Origin of the sequence: Gibbsiella dentisursi, assembly GCF_039539505.1 — a bacterium.
Lineage (GTDB): Bacteria > Pseudomonadota > Gammaproteobacteria > Enterobacterales > Enterobacteriaceae > Gibbsiella > Gibbsiella quercinecans.
In genome coordinates this window covers 151,881-170,332 of sequence record NZ_BAABDG010000007.1, presented here as the reverse complement: position 1 = coordinate 170,332, position 18,452 = coordinate 151,881, and the positions used below count along the sequence as shown (strand labels likewise).

The window sequence follows — 18,452 nt, the reverse complement described above, 5'->3', positions numbered from 1 at the left end:
GATAAAACCGTCAAAGGTGTTTTCAACATAATGAAGCGGTGTTTTGCCATTGAGCGCGATCGCTGTGGGTTGCCCTTGGGGAGCCGGCGCCCGACCAATTGCGAGACATCGTCTGGTTTCGGGCGTATTATCTAAGCCAGAACCATTGGCAAAAATAGTGAATGTGGTGAGGGGAAATGACTCAGGTTTATAATTTTAGTTCTGGCCCGGCGATGTTGCCGGTAGAAGTATTGCGTCGTGCGGAACAGGAGCTGTGCAACTGGCATGGCCTTGGTACTTCGGTAATGGAGATCAGCCACCGCAGTAAGGAATTTCTCGCCGTTGCTGAGCAATCGGAACAGGATCTGCGCGATCTGCTGAAAGTCCCTGACAACTACAAGGTGCTGTTTTGCCATGGTGGCGCCCGCGCGCAGTTCGCCGCGCTGCCGTTAAACCTGCTGGGCGATAAAACCAGCGCTGACTACATTGACGGCGGTTACTGGGCCCACAGCGCGATTAAAGAAGCGCAAAAATATTGCACGCCGAACGTTATCGACGTCCAAACCACCGCCGGCGGGCTGCGGGCGATCAAACCGATGAGCGAATGGCAGCTGAGCGCCGATGCGGCTTATGTTCACTACTGCCCGAACGAAACCATCGACGGCGTGGCTATTGATGAAACCCCCGATTTCGCTGACAGCGTGGTGATTGGCGACTTCTCCTCCACCATCCTTTCCCGCCCGATAGACGTGAGCCGTTTTGGCGTTATCTATGCCGGCGCGCAGAAAAACGTCGGCCCGGCGGGGCTGACGCTGGCGATTGTCCGTGAAGATCTGCTGGGCCACGCGCGCAAGGAAGTCCCTTCGATTCTTGATTACACCGTTCTGGCCGAAAACGGCTCCATGTTTAACACGCCGCCGACCTTTGCCTGGTATCTCTCCGGCCTGGTGTTTAAATGGCTGAAAGAGCAAGGCGGGCTGGTGGAAATGGAAAAACGCAACCAGGCCAAGGCCGAACTGCTGTATGGCACCATTGACAGCTCCGATTTCTATCGCAACCAGGTGGCGCCGGCTAACCGTTCCAAAATGAACGTGCCGTTCCAACTGGCCGATGCCGCGCTGGATAAAGTGTTTCTCAGCGAAGCCGAAGCGGCGGGCCTGCAGGCGCTGAAAGGGCATCGCGTGGTGGGCGGCATGCGCGCCTCCATCTATAACGCGATGCCGTTGGCCGGCGTTCAGGCGCTGACCGACTTTATGGTTGATTTCGAGCGCCGCCACGGTTAATTGTGTTAGCCCAATCCCCGGTGGGCGGGCTGTTGTTCCTGTATGTTAAAGCGGCCCCGGTTTTGCCCGGGGCCGTTTCGTTTATCAGATTTGGAGAGTGTGGTTTACATGGCTGATTCCCTGACGTTACAACCGGTTGCTTTGGTCGATGGCACCGTCAACTTACCTGGCTCGAAGAGCGTATCCAACCGGGCGCTGTTGCTGTCGGCCTTCGCCGAAGGAACCACGACGCTGACTAACCTGTTGGACAGTGATGACGTGCGCCATATGCTTAATGCGCTGCAGGCGTTGGGGGTGTCTTACCAGCTCTCTGACGATCGTACGACCTGCCGCGTGACCGGCGTAGCGGGGCCGTTGCAGGCCAAACAGCCGTTGGAACTGTTCCTGGGCAACGCCGGCACCGCCATGCGCCCGCTGGCAGCGGCCTTGTGCCTGGGGCACGGCGATGTGGTGCTGACGGGGGAACCCCGGATGAAGGAACGGCCGATTGGCCACCTGGTGGATGCGCTGCGCCAGGGGGGCGCGGTGATCGATTATCTCGAGCAAAGCGGTTATCCGCCGCTGCGCCTGCGCGGTGGTTTCCGTGGCGGCGACGTCAGCGTTGACGGCAGCGTTTCCAGCCAGTTCCTGACGGCATTGTTGATGACTGCACCGCTGGCGGAGCAAGACACCCACATCCATATCAAAGGAGAATTGGTTTCTAAACCCTACATTGATATCACGCTGCACCTTATGGCAACCTTCGGCGTTGCGGTCAGCCACGAAAACTACCGCGTGTTTCACATCCGTGGGCAGCAAACCTACCGTTCCCCGGGCGAGTATCTGGTGGAAGGCGATGCTTCCTCTGCCTCCTATTTCCTGGCGGCGGGAGCCATTCGGGGCGGCACGGTGCGCGTTACCGGCATTGGTAAGAACAGCGTGCAGGGCGACACCCAATTTGCTCACGTGCTGGAAAAAATGGGCGCGAAGGTCGTTTGGGGCGATGATTTTATTGAGTGCACTCGCGGTAGCCTAAAAGGCATTGATATGGATATGAACCATATCCCTGACGCGGCAATGACCATTGCCACCACCGCCTTGTTTGCCGAAGGGCCGACCACCATCCGCAACATCTACAACTGGCGCGTGAAAGAGACCGATCGCCTGGCGGCGATGGCGATCGAACTGCGTAAAGTCGGCGCGGAAGTGGAAGAGGGTGAGGATTTTATCCGTGTGGTGCCGCCGGCCAAGCTGCGCGCAGCTGAAATCGGTACTTATAACGATCACCGTATGGCGATGTGCTTCTCACTGGTGGCGCTGTCTGATACGCCAGTGACGATCCTCGATCCGAAATGTACCGCGAAAACCTTCCCGGACTATTTTGAGCAGTTAATCCGTATTAGCCAATTGGCATAATTGCCGCCCTTGGTATTAACCCCCTGTCGGCCTTTGGCCCGCAGGGGGTTTTGCTTTTTGGCGAGACGGGGACATACGTTTCCCTTATAAGTGCCGGGCTTAAGCGCTGCCTGCTAAATATAAGCAAGATAATGGTATATAACGATATTTATCTTTTTATACTTATCAGTTTTAAGTGTGTCGCTGTGCACTACTTTTGTGCCCATTGGTGGTGCATGGCTGCAGTATGGCGCATTTTATCTCCCAGCCAGGCTGGATAAAAAACAAACGCCTTACAAATCATCTTGTTGTTATCACTGAAACCTAGAACCCCATGTGCACTGGCCGTTTTTTGTGGCATGGAATTTGCTCTGTTTATTTTATGGCGGCTTTATCAATGAGTGAAAAACATAAGCCGGAATAAATGATGTCAGAGCGGGATGGGGTACTAATGAGTCATAGTGTTAATGGGAATCACCTCCAGCAAGGACTGAAACCACGGCATGTCACGATGTTGTCAATTGCCGGGGTTATTGGAGCAGGGCTGTTTGTCGGCTCATCACATGCTATCGCTGAAGCCGGGCCGGCGGTGTTACTGGCTTATGCGGCGGCGGGGGCTTTGGTTGTGCTGGTCATGCGTATGCTGGCGGAAATGGCGATTGCCTCACCGGATACCGGATCGTTTTCAACCTACGCCGAAAAAGCGATCGGTCGCTGGGCCGGCTTTACCATCGGCTGGCTGTACTGGTGGTTTTGGGTGTTGGTGATTCCACTGGAAGCGAACGCCGCGGCGACGATTTTGCACGCCTGGTTCCCCGGCATCGCCATCTGGGTATTTACTTTGGTGATCACGCTGTTGCTCACCGCCACTAACCTGTTCAGCGTGAAAAACTACGGTGAGTTTGAATTCTGGTTCGCCTTGCTGAAGGTGGCGGCCATCGTCGGTTTTATCGCGTTGGGGCTGCTGGCGATTTTTGGTTTGCTGCCGGGCAGCAGCGTGAGCGGCATTTCTCATCTCTATGATACCCATGGTTTTATGCCCAACGGCTTTGGCGCCGTGCTGGCGGCGATACTGACCACGATGTTTTCCTTTATGGGGACGGAAATCGTGACTATCGCCGCGGCCGAATCGAAAAACCCAGGGCGGGAAATCACCAAGGCCACCAATTCGGTGATTTGGCGTATTGGCTTGTTCTATCTGCTTTCCATTTTCATCGTACTGGCGCTGGTTCCCTGGAATGACAGCAGCCTGCCCAGCGTTGGCTCTTATCAAACGGTGCTTGAGCGGATGGGGATCCCGCATGCAAAACTGATTGTGGATATTGTGGTGTTGGTGGCTGTGACCAGTTGCCTGAACTCCGCACTTTATACCTCGTCGCGCATGCTGTTTTCTCTTGGCGCACGCGGTGATGCGCCGGCCGTCTGCAAACGCACTAACCGCGTGGGCACCCCGTACTGTGCGGTATTGATGTCGACTATCGCGGCGTTTTTGGCCGTCTTCGCCAACTACGTCGCGCCAGCCGAGGTGTTCAGCTTCCTGCTGGCCAGTTCGGGGGCGATTGCGTTACTGGTTTACCTGGTGATTTCCATCGCGCACCTGCGCATGCGCCGCCAACGGGAAGCGCAGGGCGAAACCATTAGCTTTAAAATGTGGTTGTTCCCAGGGCTAACCTATCTGGTGATCGCCTTTATCGTGGCGGTATTGGCGGTCATGTTCATCATGCCGGCCCATCGTATGGAGATCGTGGCGACCGGCGTGCTTAGCCTGGGCGTGATTGCCGTGGGGATCGTGGTCCAGGGCAGGAAAAAGAGCGCCAACCGGCGGCGTGACGTGCTGGTGGACAGCTATTAAACGCGGCGCTGTGGGTAAGTGCTATCTCTGCGTTAAACAGGCCGCCTTGTGCGGCCTGTGCTTTTGGCGTCCCCATTAATGCGCGCCAGCGCTTATTTTTAACAACCAGACAGTTCCAGGGTAACAGTTCCCGTTATGGCTAGGTATAATATGCCCCGAACCTGCCCGACAATGGCGCAGGCCAGCAGGGGCGCCGCCAGGCCCCTTGCACGGTTTTTACCTGAAGGAGAAGAAAATGACGGCTATAGCCCCGGTGATAACCGTTGATGGGCCAAGTGGTGCAGGCAAGGGCACGCTGTGCAAAGCGTTGGCCGAGTCCCTTGGTTGGCGTTTGCTGGATTCCGGCGCGATCTATCGCGTGTTGGCGCTGGCCGCTTTGCACCACCAGGTCGATATCGCTTCAGAAGAAGCGCTGGTACCGCTGGCAGCACATCTTGACGTCCGTTTTATTGCCCAGGACGGCAGGCTACAGGTCATTTTAGAAGGTGAGGACGTCAGTAATGAGATCCGCACTGAAACCGTCGGCAACACGGCATCCCAGGCCGCTGCCTTTCCACGCGTGCGTGAAGCGCTGCTGCGCCGCCAGCGCGCGTTTCGCGAAGCGCCCGGCCTGATTGCCGATGGCCGCGATATGGGCACGGTGGTGTTCCCGGACGCGCCGGTGAAAATTTTCCTTGACGCCAGCGCGGAAGAACGCGCGCAGCGGCGCATGCTGCAGTTGCAAGAAAAAGGCTTTAATGTTAACTTCGAACGTCTTTTAGCCGAGATAAAGGAACGGGATACTCGCGACCGCAACAGGCCTGTCGCACCTCTGGTGCCGGCCCCTGAAGCGCTCATACTGGATTCAACCAGTATGTCGATCGACGAGGTCATCCAGCGTGCGTTGGCACATGCGCAAACCATTTTGGCGTTGCCGCAGCGATAGCTCGGCGGCGTAATTTGTTTTTGTTAGCGTATTGTCATAGCACTATTCTGATATATTAGGTAAAATTTACCGCTAATTAGTAACCTTGCCGGCAGGGAGCAGAGGCAGGGATGTGAAACAACCCCATTCGGCATGAAGCTAAATGGACGTTAAACTAAAGAACCCTGAAGATTAAACATGACTGAATCTTTCGCTCAACTCTTTGAAGAATCCTTAAAAGAAATCGAAACCCGCCCGGGTTCCATCGTTCGTGGCGTTGTTGTTGCTATCGATAAAGACGTAGTACTGGTTGATGCCGGTCTGAAATCTGAATCCGCCATTCCGGCAGAGCAATTCAAAAATGCCCAGGGCGAACTGGAAATCCAGGTTGGCGACGAAGTTGACGTTGCTCTGGACGCTGTTGAAGACGGCTTCGGTGAAACTCTGCTGTCCCGTGAAAAAGCTAAGCGTCACGAAGCTTGGATCACGCTGGAAAAAGCATACGAAGACGCTGAGACTGTTGTCGGTGTGATCAACGGCAAAGTGAAGGGTGGCTTCACTGTCGAGCTGAACGGCATCCGTGCGTTCCTGCCAGGTTCCCTGGTTGACGTGCGCCCAGTACGCGACACCCTGCATCTGGAAGGCAAAGAGCTTGAGTTCAAAGTCATCAAGCTGGATCAGAAACGCAACAACGTTGTTGTTTCTCGCCGTGCCGTCATCGAATCCGAAAACAGCGCAGAGCGCGATCAACTGCTGGAAAACCTGCAGGAAGGCATGGAAGTTAAAGGTATCGTTAAGAACCTCACTGACTACGGTGCATTCGTTGATCTGGGCGGCGTAGATGGCCTGCTGCACATCACTGATATGGCTTGGAAACGCGTTAAGCACCCAAGCGAAATCGTCAATGTTGGTGATGAAATCACTGTTAAAGTTCTGAAGTTCGACCGCGAACGTACGCGTGTTTCCCTGGGCCTGAAACAACTGGGCGAAGATCCATGGGTTGCTATCGCGAAACGTTACCCAGAAGGCACCAAGCTGACTGGCCGCGTGACCAACCTGACTGATTACGGCTGCTTCGTAGAAATCGAAGAAGGCGTTGAAGGTCTGGTACACGTTTCCGAAATGGATTGGACCAACAAAAACATCCATCCGTCCAAAGTGGTTAACGTGGGCGACGTTGTGGAAGTTATGGTTCTGGACATCGACGAAGAACGTCGTCGTATCTCCCTGGGCCTGAAACAATGCAAATCCAACCCATGGCAGCAATTTGCTGAAACCCACAACAAGGGCGACCGCGTTGAAGGTAAAATCAAGTCTATCACTGACTTCGGTATCTTCATCGGCCTGGACGGCGGCATCGACGGCCTGGTTCACCTGTCTGACATCTCCTGGAACGTTGCAGGCGAAGAAGCAGTTCGTGAATACAAGAAAGGCGACGAAATCGCAGCGGTTGTTCTGCAGGTTGACGCAGAGCGCGAACGTATCTCTCTGGGCGTGAAACAACTGGCTGAAGACCCGTTCAATAACTACCTGTCTCTGAACAAGAAAGGTTCTATTGTTACTGGTAAAGTCACCGCTGTTGACGCTAAAGGTGCTACAGTTGAATTGGCAGGCGGCGTAGAAGGTTACCTGCGTGCATCTGAAGCCTCTCGCGACCGCATTGAAGACGCAACTCTGGTTCTGAGCGTTGGTGATGACGTTGAAGCTAAATTCACCGGTGTTGATCGTAAGAACCGCGTTGTAAGCCTGTCCGTACGTGCTAAGGACGAAGCTGACGAGAAAGACGCTATCGCGACTGTTAACAACAAACAGGAAGACGGTAACTTCTCTAACGCTATGGCTGAAGCTTTCAAAGCGGCTAAAGGCGAGTAATGACGGGGGGCGGTTTTTGGCCGCCCCGATACGGTAGTTTAGCTGAAAAGCTTGGAGGAACTATGACCAAGTCTGAACTTATTGAAAGACTGGCTGGCCAGCAATCTCATATTCCGGCTAAGGCCGTTGAGGATGCCGTGAAGGAAATGCTTGAGCACATGGCTGCAACGTTAGCCGAGGGTGAACGCATCGAAATCCGCGGATTCGGCAGTTTTTCTCTTCACTACCGTGCTCCGCGCGTTGGGCGTAACCCGAAAACCGGTGACAAGGTTGAGTTGGACGGTAAATACGTGCCTCACTTCAAACCGGGTAAAGAGTTGCGTGACCGTGCCAATATCTATGGTTAATCCATAGAGTTGTTGCTTGTAACGAATACAAAACGGTGCCTGATGGCGCCGTTTTTCTTTTTTTAATTCCCCCCGCAGTTATTACTTCCTTGGTGATCGCGCTGCATTGCGATGCGCGCCCAACGCTGCCCGGGCGTTGCCACTCACCGGTTCTTTCATTTGTGCGAAAGCGCGCAGTGCGGTTGCTCTGTTTCATGGCTTGCTGCAAACCTCTGCGCTCCGCATTCAGCGTTTGCTATTTGTGGCTGGTTAGCATTACTGCCTGGCGCTATATCTGTGTGTGGACACCAGAGCAAGCCAGGGAGACGGCATATCAAAACCTCGGTCGATATCGCAGCCATCGGGGTGGCTGCCGGCACATTGCCATTATTGCTGTTACCGCAGCTTCCCCCCTGGCCATGGCTAATGATTATTGCCGCTATCGCGCTGCTGTTGTGGCGGCAAACGCAGAACCCCTTCTGCCAGGCAATGTGCTGGCTGTTATGCGGTTTCTTATTGGCGAGCGGCAGCGCCCGCGTATTGGTGGGGCAGATCACCGCGCTAATTGGCGCACCGCAAAATCTTATCGCCACCGTAAGCAGTATCCGCTTGCAGGATGAAGCGCCTGGCCGGGTGATTTTTCGCATCGAACAGGTTGATGGCCGTTGGCTGTTGCCGGCGCTTTACTTCAGTGCCGGCTGGCAGCAGGAGCTCCCCTGTGCTGGTCAACGCTGGCGGTTGCAGGTTCGTTTACGCCCGGTACACGCCATTCTTAATCAGGGTGGGTTTGATAGCCAGCGTTGGGCACTGGCGCAGCGGCAACCGCTTACCGGGCGGATAACCCAGGCGGCGCTGCTGGATCCCCGTTGTAACCTGCGCCAGCGCATTATCCACCATGCAGAACAGAATATTCCCGCCGTGAATTATAAATCGGTGTTGCTGGCGCTGGCCTTTGGCGAGCGAACGTCGCTGGAGAAAGCGTTGCGCACGCTAATGCTGAAAACCGGTATAGCCCACCTGATGGCGATTTCCGGGCTGCATGTGGCGATGGCGGCAATCCTGGTTTGGTTATTACTGCGCGGCGTGCAGTTTTTTTTCCCGCCCTATTGGATTGGCTATCGCTTGCCGTTAGTCGTGAGTTGGTTTTTCACTGTGATTTATGTCTGGTTGGCCGGCGGCCAGCCGCCTGCGGTGCGCACCGGAGTGGCGCTGACCCTGTGGATGTTGTTGCGTATTGGCGGCGTGCAGTGCTCCTCGTGGCAGGTTTGGCTATGGTGCGTCAGTTTAATCCTGTTGTGCGATCCGTTGGCCGTGCTGTCAGACAGCTTTTGGCTATCCGTTATGGCGGTAGCCTCACTGATCTTCTGGTTTGACTGGGTGCCACTGAGCGAGCGTGTGCGCACCGCCTGGTTTTGGGCGCCGGTACGCTGGCTGCACCTGCAGTTAGGCATCACGTTACTGCTGGTTCCCATGCAGGCCGGGTTGTTTCTGGGGATGACGTTAACCTCGTTGCCGGCCAACCTGTGGGCGGTGCCCTTGGTTTCCTTTTTGACCGTACCGTTGATTTTGCTGGCTATTGTATTGGGGGCGCTCCCCACGTTCAGCGCCGCACTGTGGTGGCTGGCCGATCAAACGCTGCTGTGGGTGTTTATCCCGTTAGGCTATTTGCAACGGGGCTGGGTTGAGCTTGGCGCTTCATCTTTGTTTATCAGCCTGGCGGGGTGGTTGCTGGTGGTCTGTTGGCGTTTCAACGGCTGGTGGCATTATGCCGGCGGGATCGCGGCTTTGGCCCTGTGCGGTTTTTTGTGGCGTGAACGCCACGATCCCTACCGTTGGCGCGTGGATATGCTGGATGTTGGGCACGGTCTGGCCGTCGTGATTTCAGCCCAGGGGAAAGCGGTGGTGTTTGATAGCGGCGGGCAGTGGCAGAGCGGCAATGCGGCGGAGCGTTATATTCTGCCGTTTCTCACCTGGCGTGGCCTGGCTGTTGAGCAGATCATCATCAGCCATAATCATCTCGATCATACCGGCGGGCTGGCAACGCTGCGGCAGGCATTCCCACAGGCCAGCGTGCGCAGCCCACAACTCGGCGCTTGCCATCTGCCCTGCATGGCCGGTGTGCACTGGCAATGGCAAACTCTGGATTTTCGCGTTTTGGGGCCTGGCAAACTGGTGGCCGACGCGGGTAACAACGACTCTTGTATCGTCCGGGTGAGTGATGGGCAATACAGCGTTTTGCTGACGGGCGATGTCGAGCAGAAAGGGGAGGCGCTGCTATTACAACAGCAGCGGCATTTATTGCCGGCAACGGTGCTGCAGGTGCCGCACCATGGCAGCAAAACCTCGTCTTCTTCGCCGTTTATTCGCGCAGTGGCGCCCAAAGCCGCGTTGGCTTCGGCTTCGCGTTATAACAGATGGCGTTTCCCTGCCGAGAAAATTGTTACCAGATATGTGGGCTATCAGGCGGACTGGCATGACACAGCCCGCTCAGGGCAACTGAGCGTCTTTTTCTTCGACAAAGATTGGCAGATTCAAGGCTTTCGCGAGCAATTAGTGCCCCGTTGGTATCATCGGTGGTTTGGTGTTATGGAGGATAATGAGTAAAATGAGCCGCTATTTCTTCCAATGCTGGTATTTGCATGATGAATGATAAAGATCTCTCGACCTGGCAGACCTTCCGTCGCTTATGGCCGATGATCACACCTTTTAAAACTGGGCTGATCGTAGCCGCTATCGCGTTAGTGTTGAACGCTGCCGGTGACACATTGATGTTGTCGCTGTTGAAGCCTCTGTTGGATGAGGGGTTTGGCAAAGCAGACAGCAGCGTTCTGGTCTGGATGCCGTTGGTGGTTATCGGCCTGATGGTTATGCGCGGCCTCACCAGTTTTATTTCCAGCTATTGCATTTCCTGGGTGTCGGGGATGGTGGTGATGCAAATGCGCCGCCGCCTGTTTGGCCATATGATGCGTATGCCCGTGGCCTTTTTCGACCAGCAGTCAACGGGGACGCTGCTGTCGCGTATCACTTACGACTCCGAGCAGGTGGCGTCGTCGTCGTCCAGCGCGCTGGTTACCGTGGTGCGCGAAGGGGCTTCGATTATCGGCCTCTTCATAATGATGTTTTATTATAGCTGGCAGCTTTCGGTGATCCTGATTGTGCTGGCGCCGATCGTTTCCTTCGCGATTCGCCTGGTATCGAAGCGTTTTCGTAATATCAGCAAAAATATGCAAAATACCATGGGGCAGGTGACGACCAGCGCCGAGCAAATGCTGAAAGGGCACAAAGAAGTGCTGATTTTCGGCGGCCAACAGGTTGAAACCGAGCGTTTCAACTCGGTCAGCAATCGCATGCGCCAGCAGGGCATGAAGCTGGTCTCCGCATCGTCCATCTCCGATCCGATCATTCAGCTTATCGCATCGTTGGCGCTGGCATTTGTGCTGTTTGCCGCCAGTTTCCCCAGTGTGATGGAAACCCTGACGGCCGGTACCATTACCGTGGTGTTCTCATCGATGATCGCCCTGATGCGGCCGCTCAAATCGCTGACCAACGTTAACGCCCAGTTCCAGCGCGGTATGGCAGCCTGCCAAACGCTGTTTAGCATTCTGGACATGGAGCAGGAAAAAGATAGCGGCACCCGCGAAGTAAAACGCGCCAAAGGGGATATTGAGTTCCGCAATGTCACCTTCTTCTACCCAGGCAAAGAAACGCCGGCGCTGCGTGACATCAACCTGAGTATTTCTGAAGGCAAAACGGTGGCGCTGGTTGGGCGCTCCGGCTCGGGTAAATCGACCATCGCCAACCTGTTGACCCGTTTCTATGACGTGCAGGAAGGGGCGGTGCTGATGGACGGTTACGATCTGCGGGAGTACACGCTGGCATCCCTGCGCGATCAGGTCGCACTGGTATCGCAGAACGTCCACCTGTTTAACGACACCATCGCCAACAATATTGCCTATGCGCGTGAAGATCGCTATAGCCGCGCCGAGATCGAACAGGCGGCGCGCATGGCCTATGCCATGGACTTTATCGACAAGATGGAAAAGGGGCTGGATACGGTGATCGGCGAGAACGGCGTGATGCTCTCCGGTGGGCAACGCCAACGTATTGCCATTGCCCGGGCACTGCTGCGCGATTGTCCCATCCTGATCCTTGACGAAGCCACCTCGGCGCTGGATACGGAGTCTGAACGGGCGATTCAGGCGGCGCTGGACGAACTGCAGAAAAACCGCACGTCGCTGGTGATTGCGCACCGCTTGTCCACGATTGAAAAAGCGGATGAGATTCTGGTTATCGAAGACGGGCGTATCGTCGAGCGTGGCGGGCATGACGAATTGCTCGCCAGGCATGGGGCTTACGCGCAGCTTCACCGTTTGCAGTTTGGCCAATAATGATCGAGCGCATCTGGTCTGGCGGTTCACTGCTCTATTTGCTGCTGTTGCCGCTTTCCTGGCTGTATGGCTTGGTGAGCAACTTAATCCGCTTAAGCTATCGCCTGGGGCTGCGCAAAAGCTGGCGGGCGCCGGTGCCGGTTATTGTGGTGGGCAACCTGACCGCCGGCGGCAACGGTAAAACGCCGGTTGTGATTTGGCTGGTGGAGCAGTTGCAGCAACGCGGTTACCGCGCGGGCGTAGTGTCGCGCGGTTATGGCGGCAAGTCAGCGAGTTACCCGCTGCTGCTGGATGGCGCGACCACAACGGCGCAGGCCGGTGATGAGCCGGTGCTGATCTACCAACGTACCGGGGCGCCGGTTGCCGTTGCGCCCAAGCGCGTGGCCGCGGTACAGGCATTGGTGCAGCAGCACGCGGTGGATGTGGTGATCACTGACGACGGGTTGCAGCATTATGCGCTGCAGCGTGATTTTGAAGTGGTGGTGATTGACGGCGTGCGGCGTTTTGGCAACGGCTGGTGGTTGCCCGCTGGCCCGATGCGCGAGAGGGCTGCTCGGCTAAACAGCGTGGATGTTTGCATTGCTAACGGTGGCATGGCCCAGGCGGGTGAAATCGCCATGAAGCTGCAGGCCCGGGATGCGGTGAACCTGCTCAGTGGTGAGCGGCGCCCGGCGGCTGAATTGCCCCAGGTGGTTGCCATGGCCGGCATTGGCCATCCACCGCGTTTTTTCGCCACGCTGGAAAAGCAGGGCGTTGAAATGGTGCGAGAAGTTCCGTTTGCCGACCATCAGGCCTATAGCCTGTCGCAGTTGGCCGCGTTGGTTCAGCCACAGCAGACGCTATTGATGACCGAAAAAGACGCTGTAAAATGCAGAGCGTTTGCTCAGCCGAACTGGTGGTATTTACCGGTTGATGCGCAGTTGCCCCAGCAACAGGCCGAACAGTTGCTACAGCGCATTGAGGCGCTGCTGAAATAACCTGCAAGCCGCTTAGCCCCAGGGCCGGGCGGCGTGCAGCGCTGATAAAAAACGTTTTTTGTAATAAAAAAGAAAATAAATAATCAAGTATTATCATAGGGATAATGTGTCATCATGCATGATGATGAAAATAAAATGTTAAACCCGCTTGTGTAGCCGGTTGTTTTATGAGTAAATAAGCCTCGGCCTTTGATACAGACCTATTTATGCCAGAGTTTAGAGTTAAGCAGTTCCTTCAAAGCCGTTATCAGTCGATTCCGCTTCAAAGACGAACCTTCTAAGTACCTCCCATAAGTAATGTTTCTGCAAGCAGTCCAAAGTGCCTTATGGCAAGTTTTTATATATTTAAAAGGTAAATGTAATGTCTAAGAAGACGGGTCAGGTTAAGTGGTTCAACGAGAGCAAAGGTTTTGGTTTCATTGAACAGCACGACGGTGGTAAAGATGTGTTTGTACATTTCTCTGCTATCATGACCGACGGTTTCAAAACCCTGGCTGAAGGCCAGCGTGTTGAGTACACCATTCAGGACAGCCCGCGCGGGCCGGCTGCCGCCAACGTTGTTGCCCTGTAAGTTCAGGGAATAGCGTATCGAGATCTTAATACAACCATAATGCAGCCGGTAGGCTGGCATTATTGCGGAAGATATTAAGTTCAATAAGCCCGCCAGCGTGCGGGCTTTTTTATGTTTGCTCATAAGGAGTTTATGACGAAAAACTTAGGATGGGCTGGTAGCATCCAGATAACAAATACGCATGGCGTAGTTCCGGGTGCCCACAAAAAAAGGAAATCAGTAATGTTAAAAAATCGGATGTTAAAAATGGGTCGGGTGAAATGGTTTAATCAGGCTGAAGGCTATGGTTTTATTTCCCCGGTTGATGGCAGTGGCGAAATATACGTCAGCCGCCAGGCGATTGCCAATACCAAAAACAAATCACTTACCGAAGGCCAGAACGTTGAGTTTTCGATCTGCCGTGGCTCCAATGGGCTGTCGGCCGCAGACGTTATCGCGTTCTAAGTCTCTTCCTCCTCGCCAGTGCCGGCGCTGCCGCTACTTTGCACTGGCGAAGAAAAATCACGCCAATTCCGCTATTATCAAATAATCCCCTTTTCAGCAGGACGACAGGATGCCTTTGCCGGTTATTTCATTGGCCGCCGCCCGCGCACTACACCTTGCCGCACAGGGCTTATTAACCCCGGTCCGGCGTAAAGCTCGCCCAGACGATGTTATCCAGGCGATTCAACGGATGGGCTTACTGCAAATCGATACCATCAGCGTCGTTGCCCGCAGCCCTTATCTGGTGCTGTTCAGCCGGCTTGGCGATTACTCGCCCGCATGGCTGGATCAGGCATTAGCGCAGCGGCGCCTGTTTGAGTACTGGGCGCACGAAGCCTGTTTCCTCCCCATTGACGACTTTCCTCTGATGCGCCATCGCATGCTGGCGCCACAGGGCATGGGCTGGAAATATTCGGCGCAGTGGGCTGAACAGCATCAGGATGCCATAGAGGCGCTGGTGCAGCTCATTGAGGAAAATGGACCGGTGCGCTCGGCGGATTTCAGCAACGGGGACAAAGGCAACAGCGGCTGGTGGGACTGGAAGCCGGAGAAGCGCCATCTTGAACTGCTGTTTACTTCCGGCAGGCTGATGGTGGCCGAACGCCGTAATTTCCAGCGGGTGTACGATCTTACTGAACGTCTGATGCCGCAATGGGATGATGCACAACATGCGTTGCCAGAACACGCAGCCAGGCGAGAGATGCTCCGGCGTACCTGCCGCTATCTGGGCTTTTTCCGCGCGGAATGGCTGGCGGACTATTATCGCTTAAAGCGCGTCGCGCCAGGAAAACTGCTTGCCGAATTGCAACAGCAGGGGGAGATCATCCCTGTCGCCGTCGCCGGTTGGGAAGCGGAATGCTACGTCCACCGTTCGCTGGCCGCGCAACTGGCGCTGGCCGAGCAGGGCAAACTGACATCGACGGTGTGCACGCTGCTGTCGCCGTTTGATCCGGTGGTGTGGGATCGCCGCCGCACCAGTGAATTATTTGGTTTTGATTATCGCCTGGAATGCTATACCCCGAGCGAAAAAAGGCAGTACGGCTACTTTACCCTGCCGATATTGCAGCGCGGCGCACTGATTGGGCGCATTGATGCCAAAATGCACCGCCGTGTGGGCATATTCGAGGTACGCAGTTTGCACGTTGAGCCGGGGGTTCGCCTGGGCAAACAGCGTTGCCAGGATATGTATCAGGCCATTACCCGTTGCGCGCAATGGCACGGGGCGCGACAGGTGGCGTTAAAAACGCTGCCGGATGAATTGGCTGCGCATTGGGGCTGCGGCTGGCAAGTGGAATAACGAACGGCGTTGCCATAAAAAGGGGGGTAAAACGAGTGCCAGCGCCGTTCGTTACAATACGTGGTGTTATTTGCGGTACTACCGGGAAAACAGAGTGGCAGAAAGCACCATCGACTGCTTATGATTAATTATGTGATGCTTGTCACACAAAATTCTACGCCTGCGGCCAAAGCAATTCAACCCCTTCACGGAAATGTCATCGAGGGTTCAGCCGATGATTAACCGTAACACCACGTTATGTTATTCTCATGCATCTTTTCCTGAAGTCATATCTCCACCCTGGAGGGAGCATGGATCACCGTTTACTTGAAATCGTTGCCTGCCCGGTCTGTAACGGCAAGCTTTACTACAATAAAGAGAATCAGGAACTGGTTTGCAAGGTGGATGGTTTGGCCTATCCGCTGCGTGATGGTATTCCGGTGCTGCTGGAAAACGAAGCGCGCGCCCTGTCACTGGAAGAGAGACACGCATGAGCTTTATCGCGATTATTCCTGCGCGTTATGCATCAACGCGTTTACCGGGCAAGCCGCTGGCGGATATCCATGGCAAACCCATGGTGGTGCACGTGATGGAACGCGCCCGCGAGTCTGGCGCGGCGCGCGTGATTGTCGCCACCGATCATGCCGATGTGGCAGATGCTGTGGCGGCGGCTGGCGGCGAAGTGTGTATGACCAGCCCGGATCATCACTCTGGCACGGAGCGTTTGGCGGAAGTGATTGAACATTACGGTTTTGCCGATGATCAGATCATTGTCAACGTCCAGGGTGACGAGCCGTTGATCCCACCGGTGATTATCCGCCAGGTGGCGGAAAACCTGGCGGCTTGCAGCGCCGGCATGGCGACGCTGGCGGTGCCGATTGAAAGCGCGGAAGAGGCGTTTAATCCCAACGCGGTGAAAGTGGTGATGGACGCACAGGGATATGCGTTGTATTTCTCGCGCGCCACCATTCCCTGGGATCGCGAGCGTTTTGCCGTCTCAAAAGCCGCCATCGGCGACAGCCTGCTGCGCCATATCGGCATCTACGCCTACCGCGCCGGCTTTGTGCGCCGCTATGTGCGCTGGGCGCCCAGCCAACTGGAGCAGATCGAGTTGCTGGAACAACTGCGTGTGCTGTGGTACGGCGAGAAAATCCACGTAGCGGTCGCCAAGGCCATTCCAACCGTTGGGGTGGATACGGCGGACGATCTCCAACGGGTGCGCGATACCCTGCGCGGCTAATTTCCGCCGGGTGATAGAACGGCCAGCGGAGCATAGCGCTGGCCGTTGCGTTTTTGCCCGTTGTTCTGCGTTTTGTTGATCTGCATTGAAGTATTTCCCCGCATGGCGTTTGATGATGTAAAGCGCTTTATTTTTCCTCCAGAGGTTTCGCTTGATGGAACAGTTACGTGCCGAACTGAGTATTGTGCTGGGCGAATCAATCAGCCGCCTTGAACGCGTCAGCGAGCAGCCCTACGCGCACATGTACTCATTGTACGATCAACATGATCACGCCATTCCGTTGATGGCGAAAAGCTATGTCTGCGCGGGGATCGCCCAACAAGAAGCCTATAAGCTTTCAATGCTGGCGCGGGAGGGAGATATCCGTTTGCCGACGGTGTTTGGCGTGGTGTATACCCACCAGGCGCCGTATAAGGAAATTCTGCTGATTGAGCGGCTGCGCGGGGTGCCGGTTGAAGCGCCGACGCGCACGCCCGATCGCTGGAATATGTTGAAGGGGCAGATCGTGGAAGGGATGCTGGCCTGGCATCGTATCGACAGCCACGGTAACGTTGGCACCGTCGACAGCACGCAGGAAAACGACTGGTTTTGCTGGTATCAACAGCGGATCGAGGTGTTATGGTCGACGCTCACCAACCTGAACTCGCCGCAGTTGACGATGGACGATCGCCGCTTGCTGTACCGCACGCGCGAAGCATTGACCCATTTTTTTGTTGGCTTTGACGATCCCTGTGTGCTGGTGCACGGCAACCTGACGCTGCGCAGTATGCTCAAAGACGCCAAAACCGACCAACTGTTGGCGATGTTTAACCCAGGCATGATGCTTTGGGCGCCACGTGAATACGATCTTTTCCGGCTAAGCGAACCCGGTATGCCAAGCCAACTGCTGTTCGAGTATTTGCAGCGGGCGCCGGTGGCGGAATCTTTCATGGCGCGCCGCTGGTTGTACACGGTATGGGAAGCCGCCGCGCGCATGATCCACACCGGCAAGCTTGATCGGCAACTGTTCAGCAATGCTTCGCAGCAACTGTTGCCATGGCTGGCGGGTTAATCCTTATCGGCGCCTTTCACCCGTTGCCACAGGCTGCCCAGCGTTTCATACCAGGCGCGTTCGCTGTGCCCCAGGAACATGGCCGAAGGCAATATGCGATCCCAAAAATACAGCGGTGAGGTGATTGCCAACTGGTTGGCCGGCGCGGGAATCGGGTGCAACCCTTTGGCGGTAAAGAAACGCATCGCCCGCGGCAGGTGGTTGGCCGAGGTGACCAAAATAAACGGCTGTTGCCCCACCAGTTCGGCGACTTGTCCAGCCTCCTGTTCGGTATCCATCGGGCGATCGAGCACCACGATATCACTGCGCGGCACCCCCAGGCTCTCCGCCACTCTGGCGGCGGTCTCGGCGTTGCTCAGCATATTGGCGCCGCTGGCGCCGGTAAACACCATTTTGCTGCCGGGGCGTGCCTGATAGAGACGTATACCTTCGGTAACCCGCGGCAGGCTATTGCCGATCAGATTGGAGCTCGGCGCCCAGTCCGGGTTATACGTGTAGCCACCGCCTAACACCACGATATACTTTGCCGCATCGTTGCCGCGGTAGGTGGCGTATTGCGCTTCGATGGGGCGCAATAAGCGATCGGCGACCGGTTGCAGACTGAAAAGCAATAAAAACAGCCAACTCAGGGTTAAAATAGCTTTACCGCTTTTCTGCCAGCGGGTGAACCATATCAGTAACAGTGCCAGCCCCATCAGCAAAAGCAGGGCGGGCAGCGGCATCAAAATACCGCCGATGAACTTTTTCAGGTCAAACAGCATCAAAAATCCGATCCTTTTGGGTGAAAAAACGACATCCAGGCGCAATCTGGCTGCAAGAAGATTCATTCTAAGCCAGTCTGTGCCAAAATAGCAGGTTTGAATAGGCGGGCGTTTT

General features: G+C 55.4%; 16 protein-coding genes. 15 read left to right on the top strand and 1 reads right to left on the bottom strand.

Features of this window, described 5'->3' with window-relative positions; genetic code table 11:
* The first annotated feature begins 176 nt into the window (after positions 1-176).
* The 15 genes from serC (at position 177) to ABFX35_RS15000 (ending at position 17,576) form a co-directional block, all read left to right on the top strand.
* On the top strand, positions 177-1,262 hold the full coding sequence (gene serC, locus ABFX35_RS15070) for a 3-phosphoserine/phosphohydroxythreonine transaminase (protein ID WP_279023244.1): 1,086 nt from the start codon (positions 177-179) through the stop codon (positions 1,260-1,262).
* Between the two features lie 108 nt (positions 1,263-1,370).
* Entirely contained in the window at positions 1,371-2,657 is a 1,287-nt protein-coding gene (gene aroA, locus ABFX35_RS15065; RefSeq protein WP_279023242.1) for a 3-phosphoshikimate 1-carboxyvinyltransferase, read from the top strand.
* A 430-nt stretch (positions 2,658-3,087) separates the two neighbouring features.
* Complete coding sequence (gene gabP, locus ABFX35_RS15060; RefSeq protein ID WP_346081997.1) at positions 3,088-4,488, top strand: GABA permease; 1,401 nt, start codon at positions 3,088-3,090, stop codon at positions 4,486-4,488.
* 235 nt (positions 4,489-4,723) lie between these two features.
* Positions 4,724-5,413 carry a (d)CMP kinase gene (gene cmk, locus ABFX35_RS15055; RefSeq protein WP_346081995.1) on the top strand — a complete coding sequence of 230 codons (690 nt, stop codon included), beginning with the start codon at positions 4,724-4,726 and terminating at the stop codon, positions 5,411-5,413.
* A gap of 177 nt (positions 5,414-5,590) precedes the next feature.
* Complete coding sequence (rpsA, locus tag ABFX35_RS15050; RefSeq protein WP_095848059.1) at positions 5,591-7,264, top strand: 30S ribosomal protein S1; 1,674 nt, start codon at positions 5,591-5,593, stop codon at positions 7,262-7,264.
* A 62-nt stretch (positions 7,265-7,326) separates the two neighbouring features.
* Positions 7,327-7,611, top strand: coding sequence for an integration host factor subunit beta (gene ihfB / locus ABFX35_RS15045; protein WP_004928264.1), 285 nt, complete (start codon positions 7,327-7,329; stop codon positions 7,609-7,611).
* 276 nt (positions 7,612-7,887) lie between these two features.
* Positions 7,888-10,194, top strand: a complete 2,307-nt coding sequence (locus ABFX35_RS15040) for a ComEC family protein (protein WP_428832199.1) — start codon at positions 7,888-7,890, stop codon at positions 10,192-10,194.
* A 35-nt stretch (positions 10,195-10,229) separates the two neighbouring features.
* Positions 10,230-11,978, top strand: a complete 1,749-nt coding sequence (msbA, locus tag ABFX35_RS15035) for a lipid A ABC transporter ATP-binding protein/permease MsbA (protein WP_095848061.1) — start codon at positions 10,230-10,232, stop codon at positions 11,976-11,978.
* Complete coding sequence (gene lpxK, locus ABFX35_RS15030; protein WP_279023233.1) at positions 11,978-12,955, top strand: tetraacyldisaccharide 4'-kinase; 978 nt, start codon at positions 11,978-11,980, stop codon at positions 12,953-12,955. Before msbA ends, lpxK begins: the two co-directional genes overlap by 1 nt.
* 361 nt (positions 12,956-13,316) lie before the next feature.
* Entirely contained in the window at positions 13,317-13,526 is a 210-nt protein-coding gene (cspE, locus tag ABFX35_RS15025) for a transcription antiterminator/RNA stability regulator CspE (protein WP_004928244.1), read from the top strand.
* A gap of 222 nt (positions 13,527-13,748) precedes the next feature.
* Positions 13,749-13,970 carry a cold-shock protein gene (locus ABFX35_RS15020; protein ID WP_095848063.1) on the top strand — a complete coding sequence of 74 codons (222 nt, stop codon included), beginning with the start codon at positions 13,749-13,751 and terminating at the stop codon, positions 13,968-13,970.
* Between the two features lie 109 nt (positions 13,971-14,079).
* Positions 14,080-15,306, top strand: coding sequence for a winged helix-turn-helix domain-containing protein (locus ABFX35_RS15015; protein WP_346081981.1), 1,227 nt, complete (start codon positions 14,080-14,082; stop codon positions 15,304-15,306).
* A gap of 290 nt (positions 15,307-15,596) precedes the next feature.
* Positions 15,597-15,779, top strand: a complete 183-nt coding sequence (locus tag ABFX35_RS15010) for a Trm112 family protein (RefSeq protein WP_095848065.1) — start codon at positions 15,597-15,599, stop codon at positions 15,777-15,779.
* Positions 15,776-16,525, top strand: a complete 750-nt coding sequence (gene kdsB / locus ABFX35_RS15005; RefSeq protein ID WP_346081979.1) for a 3-deoxy-manno-octulosonate cytidylyltransferase — start codon at positions 15,776-15,778, stop codon at positions 16,523-16,525. Before ABFX35_RS15010 ends, kdsB begins: the two co-directional genes overlap by 4 nt.
* A gap of 154 nt (positions 16,526-16,679) precedes the next feature.
* Positions 16,680-17,576, top strand: a complete 897-nt coding sequence (locus tag ABFX35_RS15000) for a YcbJ family phosphotransferase (RefSeq protein WP_095848067.1) — start codon at positions 16,680-16,682, stop codon at positions 17,574-17,576.
* Here ABFX35_RS15000 and elyC read toward each other — a convergent pair.
* Positions 17,573-18,337 carry an envelope biogenesis factor ElyC gene (elyC, locus tag ABFX35_RS14995; protein ID WP_279027315.1) on the bottom strand — a complete coding sequence of 255 codons (765 nt, stop codon included), beginning with the start codon at positions 18,335-18,337 and terminating at the stop codon, positions 17,573-17,575. The genes ABFX35_RS15000 and elyC overlap by 4 nt on opposite strands.
* Between the last annotated feature and the right edge of the window lie 115 nt (positions 18,338-18,452).

What these genes read in the sequence shown, in the direction of transcription:
- aroA (WP_279023242.1), top strand. Translation starts at nt 1,371, where the DNA reads ATGGCTGATTCCCTGACGTTACAACCGGTTGCTTTGGTCGATGGCACC.
- elyC (WP_279027315.1), bottom strand. Translation starts at nt 18,337, where the DNA reads ATGCTGTTTGACCTGAAAAAGTTCATCGGCGGTATTTTGATGCCGCTG.
- ABFX35_RS15015 (WP_346081981.1), top strand. Translation starts at nt 14,080, where the DNA reads ATGCCTTTGCCGGTTATTTCATTGGCCGCCGCCCGCGCACTACACCTT.
- cspE (WP_004928244.1), top strand. Translation starts at nt 13,317, where the DNA reads ATGTCTAAGAAGACGGGTCAGGTTAAGTGGTTCAACGAGAGCAAAGGT.
- cmk (WP_346081995.1), top strand. Translation starts at nt 4,724, where the DNA reads ATGACGGCTATAGCCCCGGTGATAACCGTTGATGGGCCAAGTGGTGCA.
- lpxK (WP_279023233.1), top strand. Translation starts at nt 11,978, where the DNA reads ATGATCGAGCGCATCTGGTCTGGCGGTTCACTGCTCTATTTGCTGCTG.
- ihfB (WP_004928264.1), top strand. Translation starts at nt 7,327, where the DNA reads ATGACCAAGTCTGAACTTATTGAAAGACTGGCTGGCCAGCAATCTCAT.
- ABFX35_RS15000 (WP_095848067.1), top strand. Translation starts at nt 16,680, where the DNA reads ATGGAACAGTTACGTGCCGAACTGAGTATTGTGCTGGGCGAATCAATC.
- gabP (WP_346081997.1), top strand. Translation starts at nt 3,088, where the DNA reads ATGAGTCATAGTGTTAATGGGAATCACCTCCAGCAAGGACTGAAACCA.
- ABFX35_RS15010 (WP_095848065.1), top strand. Translation starts at nt 15,597, where the DNA reads ATGGATCACCGTTTACTTGAAATCGTTGCCTGCCCGGTCTGTAACGGC.
- msbA (WP_095848061.1), top strand. Translation starts at nt 10,230, where the DNA reads ATGATGAATGATAAAGATCTCTCGACCTGGCAGACCTTCCGTCGCTTA.
- rpsA (WP_095848059.1), top strand. Translation starts at nt 5,591, where the DNA reads ATGACTGAATCTTTCGCTCAACTCTTTGAAGAATCCTTAAAAGAAATC.
- kdsB (WP_346081979.1), top strand. Translation starts at nt 15,776, where the DNA reads ATGAGCTTTATCGCGATTATTCCTGCGCGTTATGCATCAACGCGTTTA.
- ABFX35_RS15020 (WP_095848063.1), top strand. Translation starts at nt 13,749, where the DNA reads ATGTTAAAAAATCGGATGTTAAAAATGGGTCGGGTGAAATGGTTTAAT.
- serC (WP_279023244.1), top strand. Translation starts at nt 177, where the DNA reads ATGACTCAGGTTTATAATTTTAGTTCTGGCCCGGCGATGTTGCCGGTA.